This is a genomic window from Planctopirus limnophila DSM 3776 (assembly GCF_000092105.1).
GTDB lineage: Bacteria > Planctomycetota > Planctomycetia > Planctomycetales > Planctomycetaceae > Planctopirus > Planctopirus limnophila.
In genome coordinates this window covers 242294-259569 of record NC_014148.1, presented here as the reverse complement: position 1 = coordinate 259569, position 17276 = coordinate 242294, and the positions used below count along the sequence as shown (strand labels likewise).

11 protein-coding genes are annotated in these 17276 nt (G+C 53.4%); 7 read left to right on the top strand and 4 right to left on the bottom strand.

Annotated features, from left to right (window positions below):
- The first annotated feature begins 279 nt into the window (after positions 1-279).
- The 3 genes from PLIM_RS22195 (at position 280) to murJ (ending at position 6244) form a co-directional block, all read left to right on the top strand.
- Positions 280-3576, top strand: a complete 3297-nt coding sequence (locus PLIM_RS22195; RefSeq protein ID WP_013108480.1) for a sigma-54-dependent Fis family transcriptional regulator — start codon at positions 280-282, stop codon at positions 3574-3576.
- Between the two features lie 78 nt (positions 3577-3654).
- Complete coding sequence (locus PLIM_RS01000; RefSeq protein ID WP_013108479.1) at positions 3655-4290, top strand: protein-disulfide reductase DsbD domain-containing protein; 636 nt, start codon at positions 3655-3657, stop codon at positions 4288-4290.
- Between the two features lie 166 nt (positions 4291-4456).
- The gene (gene murJ / locus PLIM_RS00995; protein ID WP_013108478.1) at positions 4457-6244 is read left to right on the top strand and encodes a murein biosynthesis integral membrane protein MurJ; all 1788 of its coding nucleotides are present in this window, start codon (positions 4457-4459) and stop codon (positions 6242-6244) included.
- Between the two features lie 16 nt (positions 6245-6260).
- On the opposite strand, the gene nadC is transcribed toward murJ, so the two are convergent.
- A complete protein-coding gene (nadC, locus tag PLIM_RS00990; protein WP_013108477.1) occupies positions 6261-7151 on the bottom strand; it encodes a carboxylating nicotinate-nucleotide diphosphorylase in 891 nt (296 codons plus the stop codon).
- 177 nt (positions 7152-7328) lie between these two features.
- Between nadC and PLIM_RS00985 the strand changes: the two genes are divergently transcribed.
- Both PLIM_RS00985 and PLIM_RS00975 read left to right on the top strand, forming a co-directional pair.
- Positions 7329-7634: a hypothetical protein gene (locus PLIM_RS00985; protein ID WP_013108476.1), complete on the top strand. Its 306-nt coding sequence runs from the start codon at positions 7329-7331 to the stop codon at positions 7632-7634.
- A 60-nt stretch (positions 7635-7694) separates the two neighbouring features.
- The gene (locus PLIM_RS00975; RefSeq protein WP_013108475.1) at positions 7695-9590 is read left to right on the top strand and encodes a M14 family metallopeptidase; all 1896 of its coding nucleotides are present in this window, start codon (positions 7695-7697) and stop codon (positions 9588-9590) included.
- Positions 9591-9633: 43 nt separating this feature from the next.
- On the opposite strand, the gene PLIM_RS00970 is transcribed toward PLIM_RS00975, so the two are convergent.
- The 3 genes from PLIM_RS00970 to PLIM_RS00960 form a co-directional block, all read right to left on the bottom strand.
- Positions 9634-10497 carry a formyltetrahydrofolate deformylase gene (locus PLIM_RS00970; protein WP_013108474.1) on the bottom strand — a complete coding sequence of 288 codons (864 nt, stop codon included), beginning with the start codon at positions 10495-10497 and terminating at the stop codon, positions 9634-9636.
- A 125-nt stretch (positions 10498-10622) separates the two neighbouring features.
- Positions 10623-11861: a hypothetical protein gene (locus PLIM_RS00965; RefSeq protein ID WP_013108473.1), complete on the bottom strand. Its 1239-nt coding sequence runs from the start codon at positions 11859-11861 to the stop codon at positions 10623-10625.
- Between the two features lie 84 nt (positions 11862-11945).
- Complete coding sequence (locus tag PLIM_RS00960; protein WP_013108472.1) at positions 11946-13610, bottom strand: hypothetical protein; 1665 nt, start codon at positions 13608-13610, stop codon at positions 11946-11948.
- A gap of 306 nt (positions 13611-13916) precedes the next feature.
- Here PLIM_RS00960 and PLIM_RS00955 point away from each other — a divergent pair, with 306 nt between their 5' ends.
- Together PLIM_RS00955 and PLIM_RS00950 are read left to right on the top strand one after the other, a co-directional pair.
- Entirely contained in the window at positions 13917-15896 is a 1980-nt protein-coding gene (locus PLIM_RS00955) for an ATP-dependent DNA helicase (RefSeq protein ID WP_013108471.1), read from the top strand.
- A 218-nt stretch (positions 15897-16114) separates the two neighbouring features.
- Positions 16115-17134, top strand: a complete 1020-nt coding sequence (locus PLIM_RS00950; protein WP_013108470.1) for a ParA family protein — start codon at positions 16115-16117, stop codon at positions 17132-17134.
- Positions 17135-17276 lie beyond the last annotated feature (142 nt).

Here is a 17276-nt window from a genome sequence, read left to right as displayed (position 1 = left end):
TCTATCGACTTCAGCAAACACGTGTTCTGAAACAAATAACTTCAAAACTTATTTCATTACTATGAATGGCTTTGTGTCTGTTCTGATAAATTTGCAAAAGTCAACATCGGCGCCGATTTATGCTGATGACTTATTGATTGCACTGGCTAATTTGTCATTTCGGCGCTCAGCGGGTCGGTTTCAATTGCAATCGGCGCCGCTGAGGATAGATTGATTTCTACGAATCGGCGCTGAGTTCTTTGACTCTGCCATCTGTTACTTGATCCAGGAGAGGGCAAAATGAGTGCTGCCAGGCGATGGGTGCGGCCGGTGCTGGCAGCTTTGGGAGGTTGCTCTCTTGTCTACTGCATGATCGCTCTCGTCTATGTGGCCACAGCACCTGATGTGAGACTGCGCTGCCTGCTGGTCGACAAACCCCTGCAACCCGGCAAGTTGACGTCGATTATCATCCGCAAGACCCCTGGAATTGAATTCAAGGGGCCCAGGCCGCAACCTGGCGATGAACTTCTCCGCATTGGTGAGCAGAGACTTGGCACGTCACTCGATTTCTTCCGCTACATGGACTGGCTACGGACAGCCCCCACACCACCAGGTGGGCGAATGCTGGCGGGTGGGGATCCTTTAGAGCAGCAATTACCCAAGCTGGTTCAGGAAGAAGGGGGGCCTCGCTGGGTCGAAATCGAGTTTTATCGCCCTGAAGATGACAAAGTCTACGTTGCCTCACTGGCTGTTCAGGGTGTCCCGCTGGATGAGATTGGGCTCACTCTCGTCTGGTTTCTCTTCCAGCTCGCGATTTTTTCTGTGAGCGCCATCGCCTTCTGGCGGCGTCCTTTTGACCACCCCGCTCAACTCTTTTTCTCCATGTGTCTGGTCACGATCTCTGCATTCGTGGGCGGTTTTCACTGGTGGGTGATTGCAGGAAACCCCTGGCTCAATCTGCCATTTGCGATCACAGCCATCATGGTGCCTGTGGTGACGTTTCACTTCTTCCTGATATATCCACGACCGAAACCACCCATTGACCGCTATTCGTTTGAGACGCTGGTCGGCATCTATGCGATCCCCATCGCAGCTCTGGTGCTGTTTCTGCTGGCCGAATGGTCGATCTGGTGGTTGATGGCGACCACGGGAATTTCTGTGGAAGCCCGTGCCTTACAGATGTTTGGCTGGCTCGTGGCCCTGAAAAACGGGGTCTACATCTATGTTTCGATTGCTGCGTTTTACTTCGCCGGGATTATTGCTGCGTTGGTGCACGGTTTCTGGACAACGCGCAATCCGGTTGAACGAAATCAGGTCAAATGGATTCTCTGGGCCGGTCTGATTGCGACACTTTTGATTGGCTACACACTGCTGCTGGCGGGTGTCTCGCGGGCGGATTTTGCCCTGGGTGGCGGCCGCTGGCCAATGTTCTTTGCCAGTCTGGTTTTCATGCTGGCGTATGCCGTTGGCATCAGTCGTTTCAAACTGATGCTGGTTGATCAGGTCGTCAGTCGTGGGATGCTCTATTATGTCTTGAGCTTTGGCACCACTCTGGTGGTCTCAATTGCCATTGCGATGACGGCTGTGGCAGCAGTCTCCTGGCGAGAGCAGTTAACGTCCCCTCAACTTGTGGTCGTCGCGGCAATTCTCGTCGTGACTGTCGGCATGTTTCTCTGGGCACGGGATGTCTGGCAAAGGCTGGTTGATCGAAGATTTTTCCGCGAGAAGTATCAGCTCGATAAAGTGCTGCAACGGATGAATCGAGCCGTCGGACAACTGGCGGATGCCGAATCGTTAGCACAGCGCATGGCAGGTTCTTGTCAGGATGTGATACAGGCCGAACGCGCTGCGATCTATCTGCGGGAAGGCCGCAGCACAAACTTCCGTTTGATTGCCGCCGAAGGCGTGTGGCCCAACGTCTCAATGCAGATTTCGACATCGGCTGATTTTGTGATGACATTGGCGGCAGCGACCACACTCCAGGCTGTCCCGGCGGCTTCACGCGACAGTATGAATCCGGTGCAGTCGTTTTTGCGAGATCTCCAGGCCGAACTGATTCATGCCCTCGAAGTTGAAGGAGAACTTTCGGGCTTCGTGGTGCTGGGGCCGCGGCAAACCAATGGCGTCTACTCCGCAGAAGATATCACATTTCTGACCGCGATGGGGCAGATCACCGGCGTGGCACTCCATTGTGCCAAGGTGCATAAAGATCTCAGTCGACTCAACGAAGAGCTTCGTTTGAAGGTTGATCGAATCGAACAGCAGAAGCAGCAGATCCTTATGTTGCAGGCCGAAATCAACGAATCTCAGGAACCAGAAAGCCCGGCACCAGTCACTGAGTTTAATCGCGGCATGATTCGCGGTTCCAGCCAGGCACTGATGGAAGTGCTGGAAGTCGTTCGCAAAGCCGCTGCCAGCGATTCTTCAGTCCTGATTACTGGTGAGAGTGGCACTGGCAAAGAACTATTGGCACAGGCGATCCATGCCAACAGTCCGCGTCGCGATGGACCTCTGGTCATTGTCCATTGCGCTGCACTTTCGACAGGACTTTTAGAGAGTGAATTGTTTGGCCATGTGAAAGGCTCATTTACTGGCGCTTATGCGGATAAGCCCGGTCGATTTGAACTGGCCAATGGAGGCACACTCTTCCTGGATGAAATTGGGGAAATCCCTCTCGAAACGCAGGTCAAATTGCTTCGCGTTTTGCAGCAGCGAACCTTTGAACGAGTGGGGAGCAGTGAGACCTTACGCTGTGATGTTCGTGTAGTAGCAGCAACCCACAAAAATCTTGAACAGGCGATTCGAGACAGCCGCTTCCGGGAGGATTTATATTATCGCTTGAATGTCGTCCATATTGCCTTGCCTGCCCTGCGCGAACGCAAAGACGATCTGTACGAACTCTTCCGGCATTTTCTCAAACAAGCCGCCAACAAGACGGGGAAGCGCGTCTTTCGCATCGACGAAAGTGCACTCGCAGCCTTGCTGGCCTACCAATGGCCAGGCAACATTCGCGAGCTTGAGAACGTGATTGAACGGGCTGTCGTTCTTTCGGAGTCGAACACGGTCACTCTGGCGGATTTACCTCCGGCACTCCGTCGTCTGGAAACATCCGCGATTCGCCGCATGGAGAGCGCCATGCAACCTCTGGTGGTCGAAAGTGTCAGCGGTACAGAAGTTGTCGCTGCATCCGAGGAGCGGGGGGCTATGCACCATGTGGCCCCATTGGACTCATCGCCCGTTTCTGTACCAGATTCTTCCTCAGGAAAATCTTTCACCAACTCCACAAAAACGATAACAGATCGCACCGAATCCAAACCTCGTGCGACGACCGGTCATGAGAAGAGTTCCGCAAGTCGTTCGAAAGGGCGGGGCCGCAAACCACTTCCCCAGTCACTTTCTGTGAACGAAAGCGTCTGGGAAACTGCATCGAACGAAACTGGACGTTTTGCCAGTGACATGACCGAATCGGAAGAACGACAGTTACTGATAAAGGCCCTCGAACAGTGCCAGGGGAATAAGGCCGAGGCGGCTCGAATGTTGGGCTTGCCACGAAGTACATATTTCAGCAAGTTGAAGAAGTATCGACTGGCCAATTAGAAGTTGATGTGCTCCTGCCCCACCAGAATCTGCTCGGGCCTTCCAGGTTCCGCAGGAATGCCAAGTGAGTGACGAATCATGTTCAAACGTTTTTTGAATACACCGAGTGTCGTAGAGTATGGCCCCCTGTTGATGGGCGGCCTTTTTGCGAGCGTCATGGCTTTGAGCTTCTGGGCCTTCGCAGGATCGCAAACAGTGCATGCACAAGCCGATTCTGGTTCACGCAAGGGCTCTATAGAGAACATTGTGCGGGCCGATGTGTATCTGGAGTACGACCAGTTGCCTGCAGGCCGTACCTGCCGCTTTGCCGTCATTTTTGATGTCCAGGAAGGCTGGCATGTGAATGCCAATCCTCCTCAGCCCGAAAATCTGATTCCCATCAAAGTGACCTTTAAATCCAAAGCCGGTTTACGGATGTTGCCCATCGATTACCCGGAAGGAGAAGAGACCCGTGTCGATTTTTCTCCAGAGCCAGCGATGTGTCATTCCGGACGATTTGCCGTGCGAGGAGTTCTGGAAGTTCCCTGTGATGCAGGAGGCGAAGTTGATGATCTGGAAATTCAAATTCGCTATCAGACCTGTAACGACAAAATCTGCATTGCCCCAAAAACCGTCAAACTGAAAGCCGCACCCAAAATTGCTCTGGCAGGAGCTGCGGTTCGTCCCGTCAATCCCAAGCTGTTCACTCCCCGTGAAGACGAGCAGGTCGAATAGCTTCTGCGGCATTTCTCTTCTAAACACGCGAGCATGGTCAAACGGTCAATTTCAAACGCTCTTGACGCCCCTCACGTTGTGAGTCTGCAAGCAATCCCTTTGAATTTCTCAACGATCTAACGCCACACTGACCTGCCGCGAGGTCTTTTTTCTGGTCATAAGTTTGATGTCTGCTTCTTCATCCGGGTCAGCTTCTGAAAGTTCATCTGCCCGGAATACTCCGCAGACGCCATCAGCCTCGAACGTTCGTGTGAATGAGTTGGCTGCGGAAACAAACCTCGACACCCAGACGATTTCTGCTCATCGGGTTCAGGGAGCTCAGGAGTCCATGGGGAGTTGGCGTCTTGTCAGTCTTTGCACACTCTTGAGCCGGATCTTTGGCTTGATTCGTGATGCAGCCATGGCGGCACTCTTTGGCAGCGGGCCACTTCTCGATGCGTTTACAATAGCCTTTCGATTACCAAATCTGGCACGAGTGCTCTTAGGCGAAGGCGTTCTGGCCACGGCTTTTTTGCCGCAATTGTTAGAGGTCGAGCGCGAGGAGGGGCAGCGATCGGCTTTCCGCTTAGCGACGGCGCTGTGCATCTTACTGTTTGGTGGTTTGAGTCTGGCCGTACTTTTCACTCAGTTGATACTTCTGCTGGGTGTCCTTCCCTGGCTTTCCAATCCCGATAACCAGTTACTCTGCTGGCTGACCATTTATCTCTTGCCTTATGTCGTTTTTGTCTGTGCCGCTGCTCAGCTTTCGACCATCCTGCATGCCTTTCATCGGTTTATGGCCGCAGCACTGATCCCGGTGGTTCTTAACCTGGGTTGGCTCCTGGCTCTGGCACTTGTGGCCTGGCTCATCGAATCTCCACAGATTCAAATCCAGATCCTGGCGCTGCTGATTGTGGTGCTGGGGTTCATTCAATGTCTGGCCTTGGTTCCCTCCCTCTGGCAGGTCGGGTTCCGTTATCAGTCCGACTGGTGGCAGGCTCGATCAAAAATCTTGGCCACGATCAGCCGGATGGGTCCGATTCTGGGAGCATTGCTCGTGCTGCAGTTCAGTGCCGTCTGGGAAAGCGCCATCAGCTGGCTCCTGTCGGCCGATGGAACATCGAGCGGACAAGGTGTTGCCTGGCTCGGAGGGATCGAGGCACCCCTGCCTTCCGGAGCGGCGACATTTCTGTATCTGGGACAAAGGCTCTACCAGTTTCCTTTGGGAATCTTCGGCGTTGCTCTGGGAACAGTGCTCTATCCATTACTCTCTCGTCATGCACAGGCACACGATTGGCAGGCGTTTCGCAGTTCGATCTCTCTGGCAGCAAGGCTGGTCTTAGCGATCGGTGTCCCTGCCAGTGTGGGGTTATTTTCTCTGGCTCTGCCAGTTACAGATCTGCTCTTTGGTCGAGGCGCCTTTAATTGGCCGGCCATTGAACAGACTGCCCGCGTGATTCAGACTTATAGCCTCGGGATCTGGGCCATGTGCGGGCTGGTGATTGCCCAGCGGGCTTTTTACGCACTGGATGATCGCTGGACGCCTTTGAATATCGCATTCATCGGCACAGCCACCGGGATGCTGACAGGACTCTGCTCGTTGTGGTGGCTGGGAACCTCGGGGCTGGCCTGGGGAACAACAGTCTCCGCCATCATGCAGGTTCTCTGGAACTACCGTCGTCTCTATCAGAAAATTCCTGTCATCAACTCCCCCACCGATGGGAATCCCGGTTCATCGCTGGCGGTTTTGTTTATGAAAATCGCGTTCTGTAATGGAGCCATGGCTCTGGTTTGCCAGAGTTTACTCTGGGTGGCCAGCCAGTACTTTGTTTTGCATGGATCGACGTTCGATCGACTCATGCTGGTGATGATCCCGATGACAGGATCGATCCTGGCCTTCGCGCTCACAAGTCGGCTCGTTCGTTACAAAGACCCATGGATCGTACTCCAGCGAAGAGTCTCTATTGAGCCGTGAACTGATTAGCGGATCGCTATTTCTTCAGTGCCGCACCCCAGTCAAGAGCCAGATCCAGCTGTGGGGCACTATGGGTCAATGCACCAATGCTGATGCGATCCACGCCTGTGGCAGCAATGGCCGCCACTGTCGTCAGGTTCACACCTCCCGAAGCTTCCAGCAGGATTTCGGCAGCATGCTGGTCGCGATACGCTACCGCCTCGGTCAATTCGCGAGTGGTCATATTGTCCAGCAGAATGATCTGCGGCTTCGCCCGCATGGCATCGACCATTTGCTCCAACGTATCGACTTCCACCTCGATATCGATGTTTGCTCCCATTTGAGCCCGCACATGCTCAATGGCTTCTGCAATAGAGCCGCTCGATTTCCAGGCCGCAAGATGGTTGTCTTTAATCAGAATGCCATCATAAAGCCCCATGCGGTGGTTGTGCCCACCCCCACAACGCACGGCATATTTCGCTAAACTGCGATACCCGGGCAATGTCTTGCGAGTGTCCAGGATTTTTGCCTTTGTCCCCTGGGCCAACTCCACAAACTGATGTGTGAGCGTAGCAATACCGCTCAAATGTGTCACGAAATTCAGGACGGTTCGCTCGCCGGTCAATAATGTCGAGACGGGGCCTGTCACTTCAGCCACCACCTGGCCAGCCGTCAGTTCATCACCATCGACAGCGAATGCCTCCCACTGGATCGATGCATCCATCTGTTGATAGATCATCTGGGCAATTGGCAGGCCTGCCAGAATTCCCGGCTGACGTGAGACGATTTTCACTGTGGCAACCAAAGTCGGGTCGATCATCCCCTGACAGGTCAAATCCCCTCGCTCGCCAAGATCTTCCTGAAAGGCCCACAGAATCAGTCGCTCGGCGGCTGCCTTTTCGATCGATCCAAAAAAGCTGTGAGCCATACTCTTTCCCTTGATCAGCCATTATCACATGTATCATCCCAGAGCCTGAGATTGTAATCTCAAGCGAACTTTCTCGCTGCCCAATCGACCCGGCCAATGAGCCGCGTCAGAAGCCGGGCCAGAAGTCGAGTCTCCTCACTCCAGAGAACAGAGCACTCCATAGACAAAGGGCATCTCATGGAAACCACACGCGAGTTAACAGCTGAGGAAGTCGGGAATTTGGCGAATCAATTGCAAAATGCTTACGATTCCATCCAAGACTCTTACGAGTATCCCCTTGATGATCTGATTGACTATCTGCAGCAGTCGCAAAGTGAGCCCATTCATGAGGTCGAAGAATCTGACGGTGTCGCTGCCAGATACTTTCTTTATTTCAGCAGTCCCCCCGAGACTTGGGAGGCACTCTGCGGCCGCGAAGGGATTTACACAGTCGATGCCAAAACTCTGCGGGCTAACAATTTTGACATCTCTGTCATGAACTGATGCAGAACCCTGAGGACAAACGTTCGAGCAACATCGTCACGACGAACGAGGCAAAGTCCATTGAACAGCCAGCTTCCAGCGAAAGCCGAGTTCCCCTTGAAATCGACATTGAGTCCTTCATTCCCTCGCCAGCCAGGTCGATTTCTACTTTTTTCGTGGCTATGGGGATTGTTGATTCTCCAACCATTGACAGTGTTGGGCAGTGACGAAATGACTGCCGACCTGCCACCAGTTCTCCCCTGGAGCGGTGCCAGCGAAAAACTCATTGTGGCAACCGACGAGGCGTGGATCACTCCCACCGAAGCTTCTGGATTTGTTGAAACACCCGGCTATCAGGTCACCATGCAATGGCTGGAAAACCTCGCCAAAGCTTCCCCGATGATCAAGCTGGTTCCGTTTGGTTTAACGGCAGAAGGACGCGAACTCCGGGCGGTCATCGCGACCCGAGAAGGGATCGACAATCTTGAACAACTTGGCCAGAGTCCCAAGCCGACTGTCCTGGCGCAGGCCGGCATTCACGCCGGTGAAATCGATGGGAAAGATGCGGGTATGATGCTGCTTCGCGATATCGCTCTTCGAGGCAAAGCTCATCTGCTCGATCACGCAAATCTGCTCTTCATCCCGATACTCAATGCCGATGGTCACGAACGAACATCCCGCTGGAATCGCCCGAACCAGCGCGGCCCACTTCACCAAGGCTGGCGCACCACCGCACAAAACCTGAATCTCAATCGAGACTACATGAAGGCCCAGGCCCCCGAAATGCAGGCTCTCCTGAGGCTCATCACCGTTTCCAAACCTGCGCTCTACCTCGATATACACGTCACGGATGGTGTGGATTACCAGTACGACATCACCTACGGATTTCATGGCTATCGCGAATCATTCGCCTGGTCGCCGCAGATTGCGAAATGGCTCGATCAGATCTATCGCCCGGGCCTCGATCAAAGTTTGCAGGCGGCTGGCCATATCCCGGGGCCTCTGGTTTTTGCTCTCGATAAAAGCGATCTCAACAAAGGAATTGTCGATGTCCCTTACAATCCCCGGTTCTCGACTGGCTACGGTGACTTGATCCATCTCCCGACCATCCTTGTCGAAAACCATTCACTGAAACCTTTCCGTCAGCGTGTACTTGGCACTTACATTCTTCTGGAATCTTCGCTGAAGGTGGCCGGAAAGAATGCCGCTTCGCTTCAATCAGCGATGAAGCAGGATCGTGCTTATCGACCTGAGTTGATCGGCATGAACTGGAGTGAACCTGCCGATACGCAGTTCACCATGGAGTTTCTGGGCATAGCTTACGAAGAGTACTTTTCACCCGCTTCCGGGAAAAACGAAGTTCGCTGGCTGGGAAAACCGATCACCATTCCGCAACTCAAAGTGCATCGCGTCACTAAGCCCGGAGTACAAATCCGTCCTCCCTCGGCTTATTACATCCCGATCACATCCCGAGAAGTGATTGAGGTCATCAAATCGCACGGGATTATCATGGAACCACTTCAGGAATCAGTCACGCTCGAACTGGAATCTTATCGTCTGGTGAATCCGGTCGTCGCCCCCAGGCCCAATGAAGGTCGCCAGACAATGACCACTCAAGTCAAAATTGAGTCTCAAAAGCGTGTTCTTCCTGCAGGCACCTTGAAGATCAGTACTGATCAGCCTCTCGGCAATCTCGCCATCGCACTGCTCGAGCCTGCACACATCGATTCTTTAGCCGCTTGGGGATTCTTCAATGAGATTCTGCAGCGAACGGAGTACATCGAAGGTTATGCCATTGCTCCGCTCGCTGAAAAGCTTCTGAAGGAAAACTCGGCACTGAAAGCCGAGTTCGAGGCGCGCCTTGCCAGTGATCCCGCCTTTGCCAAAGATGCGACAGCCCGCCTGCAGTGGTTCTACGAAAAGAGCCCTTACTTCGATCAGAAGTATTTACAATACCCCGTCTGGATCGAGCGTTAGGAACTTGTGCAATTTCCCAAGCAAGCCTTGTGGATGTCGCTGGTCAATCTGCCTTCCGGCGAATGACTCTCTGGAAATGCAACTCCACTTCACGATCAACCACCCGCCGCACGCCTTCGAGCAGGCATTGTGGCTCATGATCGGTTTCGCCTTGCCGCTTGATATCGGCCAGCGGTGTTCCCGGGGGCACGGTGAACGTGCTCTGGTGAATGATCTGATTCCCGGCATCGAGCTCAGGAACAATAAAGTGGACTGTCGCACCAAAGGTCAGCATCCGCCGTGCATAGGCATCTTCGTACGGATGAAACCCCGGAAAGGGAGGTAGCAGTCCATGATGAAGATTGATTATCCGCCCGGCAAACTGCCAGCAGACATTCGGCGGCAACACCCGCATGTAACGGGCCAGGAGCACATAATCGACATCCGCATCATCGAGCACACGCACAAACTGGCTGTCGTCCGGTTCGCCTTTGGCATTACCGATGTTCACAAACGGAACTTCGAACTGTTCCGCCACGCCCCGGCAAGCCTCGCGGTTTCCCAGCATGATGGCTGCTTCGGCCTTCAACCTGCCATCGCGAATAGCACGCAGAATGGCCAAAGCCGGTTCAGGCCGATACGTCGTGCAGATGGCCAGTCGCGGCAGGCGGGCATGCTCATCCCGGCTCCAGACACGAATGGCTAACGACTTCAATGCCCCGATCTGATCCATCGCCGATCGAAGTTGAGCCACTGAGGAGGGGACACCCGGCCATTCAATCCGCAGGTGCATCGAGAACTGCTTCTCGGCATCGTGGTCGAACATCTGGATCTCATGAATGTTCGCCCCCGCCCCCGTGACGTAATGCACGATGGGATCGGCTAAGCCGACATTATCCGGGCCAACAGCAGTAATCACGACCTGCATGAGAGATTCCAGAGAGTTGATGTTTGGTGTTGGGTTTTCGGTGTTTGATAGGGGAAGTCAGACGATGTTTTTCCGATATCAGGCTTCAAATCTCAAACGACAAACACCGAATGCCAAACACCCAATTACTTTCCTCCAGCACTTTCCCGAGCTTCCCACGCTTCAAAAAAGATGTTCGGTCGCGTGTTCCTCCACAAGGCCAGGGCATTCCCGACATGACTGAAGAAGGTGTACGTTCCCAGAATCTGTTCGGGAGTCTGCGCGGTCGTCGTGCTGATCACCCAATCGGCCGCTTTGAGAATCTGTTCACGCGGTGGGTGCAGTTCTTTCGGAGCAATGGCCAGCCATTCCAGATGATGGCCCGTGGCAATCACCTTCTTATAGAGTTCATCTTCGACCGGGTCTTTCAGAGCCAGTGCCCCATCCGACCAGTTTGATGGCCAGTGCCCATCTTCAAACTGAGAGACCGTAATCTGATCCCGAATAAACTCCAGATGCTTCCACGCGACATCTCGCCCGGCAGGAGAAAGAATGTGATATTCATCATCCAGTCGAATCAGGAGCATCAGTGAATAGACACGATGAGTTCCGGTACAGACGCCAAACCGCTGATGTCCGCGAACCAGTCGCTCGGCCAGAAGATCAAAATTGATCTGCCGACCCTGATTGTTCACCCACTCACGCTGCGGAGCGAGCCACAGGCCAAACGCCATGGCCGACCACTCGACTTCAATTTCATCGACGCGGAAATCGAGCATCGATTGCCGCAGGACATCACCAATGTTTCGCTGCTTCCCACCAGGCAAAAAGACAGGTTCGTGGAGCGAAACACCCGCTTCCGTCAGCGAGGCCAGCCAATGATCATGATGGACCGAGGCACATTGCTCCTTCCCCCAGCGAATGGCGACACCCGTCTGGCGATCCTCCAGAATCGGCTCAATTTTCTCACCCCACGAAGCCAGAAACTGCCCATGATTGGTGAGAAACTCCTTCATCTGTTCGCCACTCATCACTTCGGGATCTTTGAATTTCGCGTGGATTGTCCAGGCGCGGAGTGCATGCTCGACATAGTTGGGCTTCAGAGCCTTTTGCGGGAACCGTGGCTGAACCTTCTTCAGCACCAAAGCCAGTTCTTCATCGCTGACCACTTCGGGGTCGTTGTACAGCGGAGCGATAAACAGTGGTTCGGTACGCGGCGGTACAGGCACTTCCGGTGCTGTCAGCACAGGGTTGAGTGCTTGCCGTAATGGTGCGACTGGCGAATAGGCCCACGCCAGTGAAGTCAGCAATAAGACGGCCGAAGCCAGTTGAGTCAAGACCAGCGATCTCCAGAAGCGAGACTTGACTGTTGATGGACGAGACATGTTCCAGATCCTGGAAGGTTCAAAGGGATAAATCTTGATCGATAGAAAACCGTACAAACCACAGGCAATCGCCAGCCGTCACACTTAGCGAGTAATAGGTAACTTCCGTGTGAAGACCGCCCCCCGGCCATCTTCATAAACCAGCTTCCAGGCTGTCTCTTCTTTCATCCGGCGGATCACACCCTCACGGAACTGCTTATCCAGCACCACGGTGTTGATGCTGTAGCGATCGAGAATCTCACTCCATCCCGATCCCAGATCGACAATCGTGAGGTAGTCGCGCCAGACTTCTCGAGGGAGTCTCTGCACCTGCGAATTGGCAAAGATCTTGAGATTTTCCGGCCCATGCACCAGTAGATAGTCACCCCATTCGACGGGATTGAAAATCTGTCCTTCGGGTGGTTTCTTCACGAGGTACTGAGTGAGTTCGACAGGTGCAAATGCGACATTCAAGCGGCTTGCTGTGGGTTGCTTGCCATGCAGCACGCGCATACCCAGCGGGCTGAAACCAAAACAGATCCAGACCAGTCCCACCATGACCACAGACCACTTGCCGGCTCGTGGCGAGGCATGCTTTGACCAGCCGTTTTTCGAGAGGATGGCACTGGCATGCATGGCCAGAGTCCACAGTGCGACGGGATAGAACCATACGAGCTGCCGGGTGTTCCAACAGCCCAGAGCCGCCAGACTGACCAGCAATATCATCTCGCCAGTTCCCAATCGTCGGGGGGAACTGCGGACGACACCCAAAAGTATCAAAATGGTCGCTGCAAAGAACTGCCCTTCGGTTGATCGCAATGTCAGCGGGCTCCAGTCAACCATCGCACTCAGATTTGGATTCTGAGAGAACGTTAGAACTTCCCACCACATCCGCCCCTGATATGGATTCAGCAGCGTTGCCAAAAGGCAGAGTTGAGTCACCAGCAGCAGTTTGCCCAGATGCTGATCGCGAAGAATCGATTTCCACTGGCCCGTCTTCACCCATCGATCGACCATGCGTCCAGCCATCATCGCCACGGGAACGATCAATCCCACCATGAACGAACTGTCCAGATTGGCCCATACGGCAAACAGCAGCGGAAGTTGCCACCAGGCATGAGCATTCCTGATCGCTCCTTGCCAGAGAATCCACGCCGTCAGAAAACATACGATTCCAGCCAGCTGTGACCGGAGGATCGAGAGATCATGGCCAATCAGAAACAGCAGCGCCATGCCCATACCGCAGGCCAGTAACGTGCGTCCCGTGGTGTAGGCGAGCGAACTCACAAAGATCGCCACAATCAACCCGGCAAAGATCCCGGTGGCTCCCTGCAGACCAGCCCCGCCCAGCGTACGATCGACATTTCGCAGCAGCACATCGAACAACCACGATGAGTTCCAGTAAGCCATACCGCGAGCCAGAGGCAACAGTTGCTCAGTGGCTGGCAGGCCCTCACTGACAATCAGTTTTCCATAGGCAATATGCGACCAGGGATCGGCATGCCACACCGGCTTGATCGAATAAAACCAGAAGGCCACGCCCACCAGCAGCGTGATGATTGCCATTCGCCGCGAGGCACGCAGCCAGGGAGGTGTTTTATCAGTCAGCATCGAAACATCGGCACCCACACTGGGATGTGCGTCCGATGATGCCTCATCCTGAGCGACAAACTCGCCCTGTGTTGACGTAACGATTTGAGAACCTGCCGTACCCGGCTCATCCGCAGGAACAAGCGATTTCTGAGGTGTCGTTTTCAGATCGACAGGCATGGTCAACAGTCCTTGGACGAAATCCAGCTCCCGGGGACAAGCCTCACTCCCCGGAAAAGAAAACAATTCAACACTCCTAACCTACGTTCTGGCGGAACCTCTCTGGGAAACTTGTTGCCAGAATGCCACGTTTGACCTGTCCGGTTATGACGATTGCATCAGTCAATCAGGCCGTAACGCTGGGGCCTACTCTCCGGGGAGTGAGTAACCAATCGCCGGGAAGTCTGATATCCTCTTCTTGTGGCAGGTTCTCACCTGTTGAGACACTGCGGAGTGAGTGCCGATTCTTCTGGAGCAAGGTCAAGCGTGGAGCTGACGGCTGAAAATGTCCTGGGCCAGGAGGGCCTGCTGGCTCGTCGCTTGCCGCACTATGAAGTGCGTGGTGAGCAACTCGAGATGGCCCGGGCGGTCACCGCTGCGATTGCCGCTGGTGAGCATCTTGTCGTCGAAGCCGGCACGGGGACAGGTAAGAGCTACGCCTATCTGGTTCCCGCCATCCTCGCAGCCACCGCCAATCAGGGTTCAACTGTCGATGGTGGCGCCAAAAGGCGCGTGATCATTTCCACGCATACCATCAGCCTCCAGGAACAGCTCATCAGCCGGGATCTTCCGCTGCTCAATTCGATCCTGCCTGTCGAGTTTTCGGCTGTGCTTGTCAAAGGGCGGTCCAATTATGTGAGTCTGCGTCGTCTCAAAGGAGCTCTCGAAAAGTCGCGATCCCTCTTTCCGACCAGTGAGGCCGAAGATCAGGTGCGTTCGCTGGCAGGCTGGGCCCGCGAAACGAACGATGGCAGCCTCGCCAGTCTCGACTTTAAGCCACTGCCTCAGGTCTGGGATGAAGTCCGCAGCGAGCATGGCAACTGCCTCGGGAAGAACTGCCCCACTTATAGCGACTGCCATTACTACAAAGCGCGCAGGCGTGTCTGGAATGCCGATGTTCTGATTGTCAATCACGCGCTTTTTTGTGCTGATCTCGCACTCCGCCGGGAAGGAGCGAGCGTCCTCCCCGATTATCAGACAGTCGTCTTCGATGAAGCCCACACACTCGAACAGGTTGCCGCCGACCACCTGGGCTTGGGGATCAGCAGTGGCCAGATCGAGTATATGCTCAATCGGCTGTTCAACGAAAAGACGCAAAAGGGCCTGATTGCAGGCTATCCACTCGAACCCCAAAGGGCGCTAATCACCCGGCTCAAGCATGATGTCTACGAATTTTTTGATGAGATCCGGCATCGCGTTCACGATCATGGCCCGGCCAATGGTCGAGTTCGTGAGCCTTTAGCGATTGAAAACACACTTTCAGGAGATCTACGCAAGCTGGCCACGTCGTTGGCCGAGTACGCTGCCAAACTGAAGCAGGAAGAGGAAAAGATCGAACTTGTCAGTGCCAGTGAACGACTCATTTCGCTGGCAGGGAGTATTTCGCAATGGGTCGAACAGGGACGCGGCGACAGCGTTTACTGGGTCGAAACCACAGGTGCCCAGCGGAACCTCAAAGTGAAGCTCTGCTGTTCACCCATTGAAGTGGGATCGGTCCTGCGCGAAGAACTCTTCAATAAAGTTCCCACAGTGATCCTGACGAGTGCCACTCTGGCTGTGGGACAGCAAAGTTTTGACTTCATTCGCTCTCGTCTCGGCTTAACTCGCTCGCAAAGTTTAAGGCTCGGCAGCCCCTTCAATTACCGCGAGCAGATGAAGCTCGTCCTCCCGGATGGGATGCCCGATCCGACTGATTCTCCTGCCGACTTCGAGTTCGCTGTCTGTGAGAAAATCCAGGAGTACGTCAGCCAGACATCGGGCCGGGCCTTTGTGCTCTTTACCAGCTACAAAATGCTCCAAAGCTGTGAGCGACGCTTAACGAACTGGCTGATTCGCAAGAACTTTTCGCTCTACTCGCAAAGTGGCGAATTGCCGCGTTCGCAGATGTTAGAGCGATTTCGTAAAGACCCGGCGGCAGTCCTCTTTGGGACCGATAGCTTCTGGCAAGGGGTCGATGTTCCGGGCGACGCTCTGCAGAACGTGATCATTACGAAGCTCCCTTTCAGTGTGCCCGATCATCCACTGCTGGAAGCACGTGTGGAAGCGATTCGTGCTCGTGGCGGCAATCCCTTTATGGAGTATCAGGTTCCCGAAGCCGCCATCAAATTGAAGCAAGGCTTCGGTCGCCTCATTCGCACGAAGACAGATCGCGGCATGGTCGTCATCCTCGACCCCCGCATCCGCACAAAACCTTATGGCCGCGTCTTCCTGGAAAGCCTGCCCGAGTGCCGCATTGTGCATTCGTGAAATGTTCAGTAACACTCCACCCATTTTGTTTGTCTCGACGCGAAGACCATCGCAAATTAACTCGTTAAAACAACGAACACAAATCTGCTTCTGAAGTAAACAGCCTTGAATGACTTGCCACCAACACACTGATTGACAATTCAGTACCAAATCGTCATGAATACTAATTAACTGCTCTTCTGGAAGCTCATAAATAATACCATCCAAGGGTAATCGAAATGAAAAAGTACGCTTTTTGGAACAATAAAGGTGGAACAGGAAAGACAAGCCTACTCTTTCAGAGTGCTTGTCGTTATGCGGAGCAGAACACAAAAGAAAGACTTCTAGTCCTAGACCTTTGCCCCCAAGCGAACCTATCAGAATTGTTTCTCGGTGGATTGATGGGAGACGGAAGCAGTGAATTAACAAGATTACAGGAACAATCTCCGCGAAGAACTGTGGGTGGCTATTTTGAGTCAAGGCTTCCATCACCTTACACTATACCATCGATAAATTCTAAGGCTTTTCTCAGCAACCCAAGTGCAGTTAACTCAAGTATTCCAAGAAATATTACTCTCCTCGCGGGAGATCCCCTGCTAGAGCTTCAGTCAAATGCAATAGCAACTTTAGCAAATGCCCAGATTCCCGGGCAAAATCCTTGGCTGGCAGTTGCAGACTGGATATCTGACTTTATTCAATCCGTAGCTAATGACTTCGATACTGTTTTTATTGATACGAACCCAAGTTTTTCAATGTACACGCAAATTGCAATTTCGGCTGCGAGCAGACTCGTACTGCCTATAATGGCGGATGACTCATCTCGAAGAGCGATTCAGAACGCCTTTACTTTAGTTCATGGCCTTCAACTACAGTCTTCGATTTACTCAGATTATTCCTTCACAACGAAGCTTAAACAAGCCAATCGCGAATTACCTAAGGTTCACTTGATTCCTCAGAATCGATTGACTCAATACATGGGTCCCGCAAGCGCCTATGGATCAGTGATGAATAAGATAGAAGAGTTTGTAGGAAATGTACTGGCTATTTCTCCTGAAGTGTTCACATTTTCAAATAGAGCAGATGGCTTCGTTGAAGTTCGCGACTTCCAAACTACCGGGGTGGTCGCATTTGCGAAAGGCGTCCCCTTTAGTCGTCTTGCTGTAGGTCGACACGATATTGGGGGCCGTGAAACACAAGTGAACAGGGATTATCTGCAAAGTTGCCAACAGGCAATTGACGCGGTAGTACAACGACTGTAAAGCCACCAGAGAAAAGCGTGGTCGTGCCGTAGCCTGGGACAACCTAAAAGAACTTACATTTGTGAGACAACGTTTGAATGGACATGTTTTTTCTACGCCAACCAGTGTAAAGCATCTTTAAGTGTTATAATAAGTCAATTTG

What these genes read in the sequence shown, in the direction of transcription:
- nadC (WP_013108477.1), bottom strand. Translation starts at nt 7,151, where the DNA reads ATGGCTCACAGCTTTTTTGGATCGATCGAAAAGGCAGCCGCCGAGCGA.
- PLIM_RS00950 (WP_013108470.1), top strand. Translation starts at nt 16,115, where the DNA reads ATGAAAAAGTACGCTTTTTGGAACAATAAAGGTGGAACAGGAAAGACA.
- murJ (WP_013108478.1), top strand. Translation starts at nt 4,457, where the DNA reads ATGTCTGCTTCTTCATCCGGGTCAGCTTCTGAAAGTTCATCTGCCCGG.
- PLIM_RS00960 (WP_013108472.1), bottom strand. Translation starts at nt 13,610, where the DNA reads ATGCCTGTCGATCTGAAAACGACACCTCAGAAATCGCTTGTTCCTGCG.
- PLIM_RS00970 (WP_013108474.1), bottom strand. Translation starts at nt 10,497, where the DNA reads ATGCAGGTCGTGATTACTGCTGTTGGCCCGGATAATGTCGGCTTAGCC.
- PLIM_RS00965 (WP_013108473.1), bottom strand. Translation starts at nt 11,861, where the DNA reads ATGTCTCGTCCATCAACAGTCAAGTCTCGCTTCTGGAGATCGCTGGTC.
- PLIM_RS00985 (WP_013108476.1), top strand. Translation starts at nt 7,329, where the DNA reads ATGGAAACCACACGCGAGTTAACAGCTGAGGAAGTCGGGAATTTGGCG.
- PLIM_RS22195 (WP_013108480.1), top strand. Translation starts at nt 280, where the DNA reads ATGAGTGCTGCCAGGCGATGGGTGCGGCCGGTGCTGGCAGCTTTGGGA.
- PLIM_RS01000 (WP_013108479.1), top strand. Translation starts at nt 3,655, where the DNA reads ATGTTCAAACGTTTTTTGAATACACCGAGTGTCGTAGAGTATGGCCCC.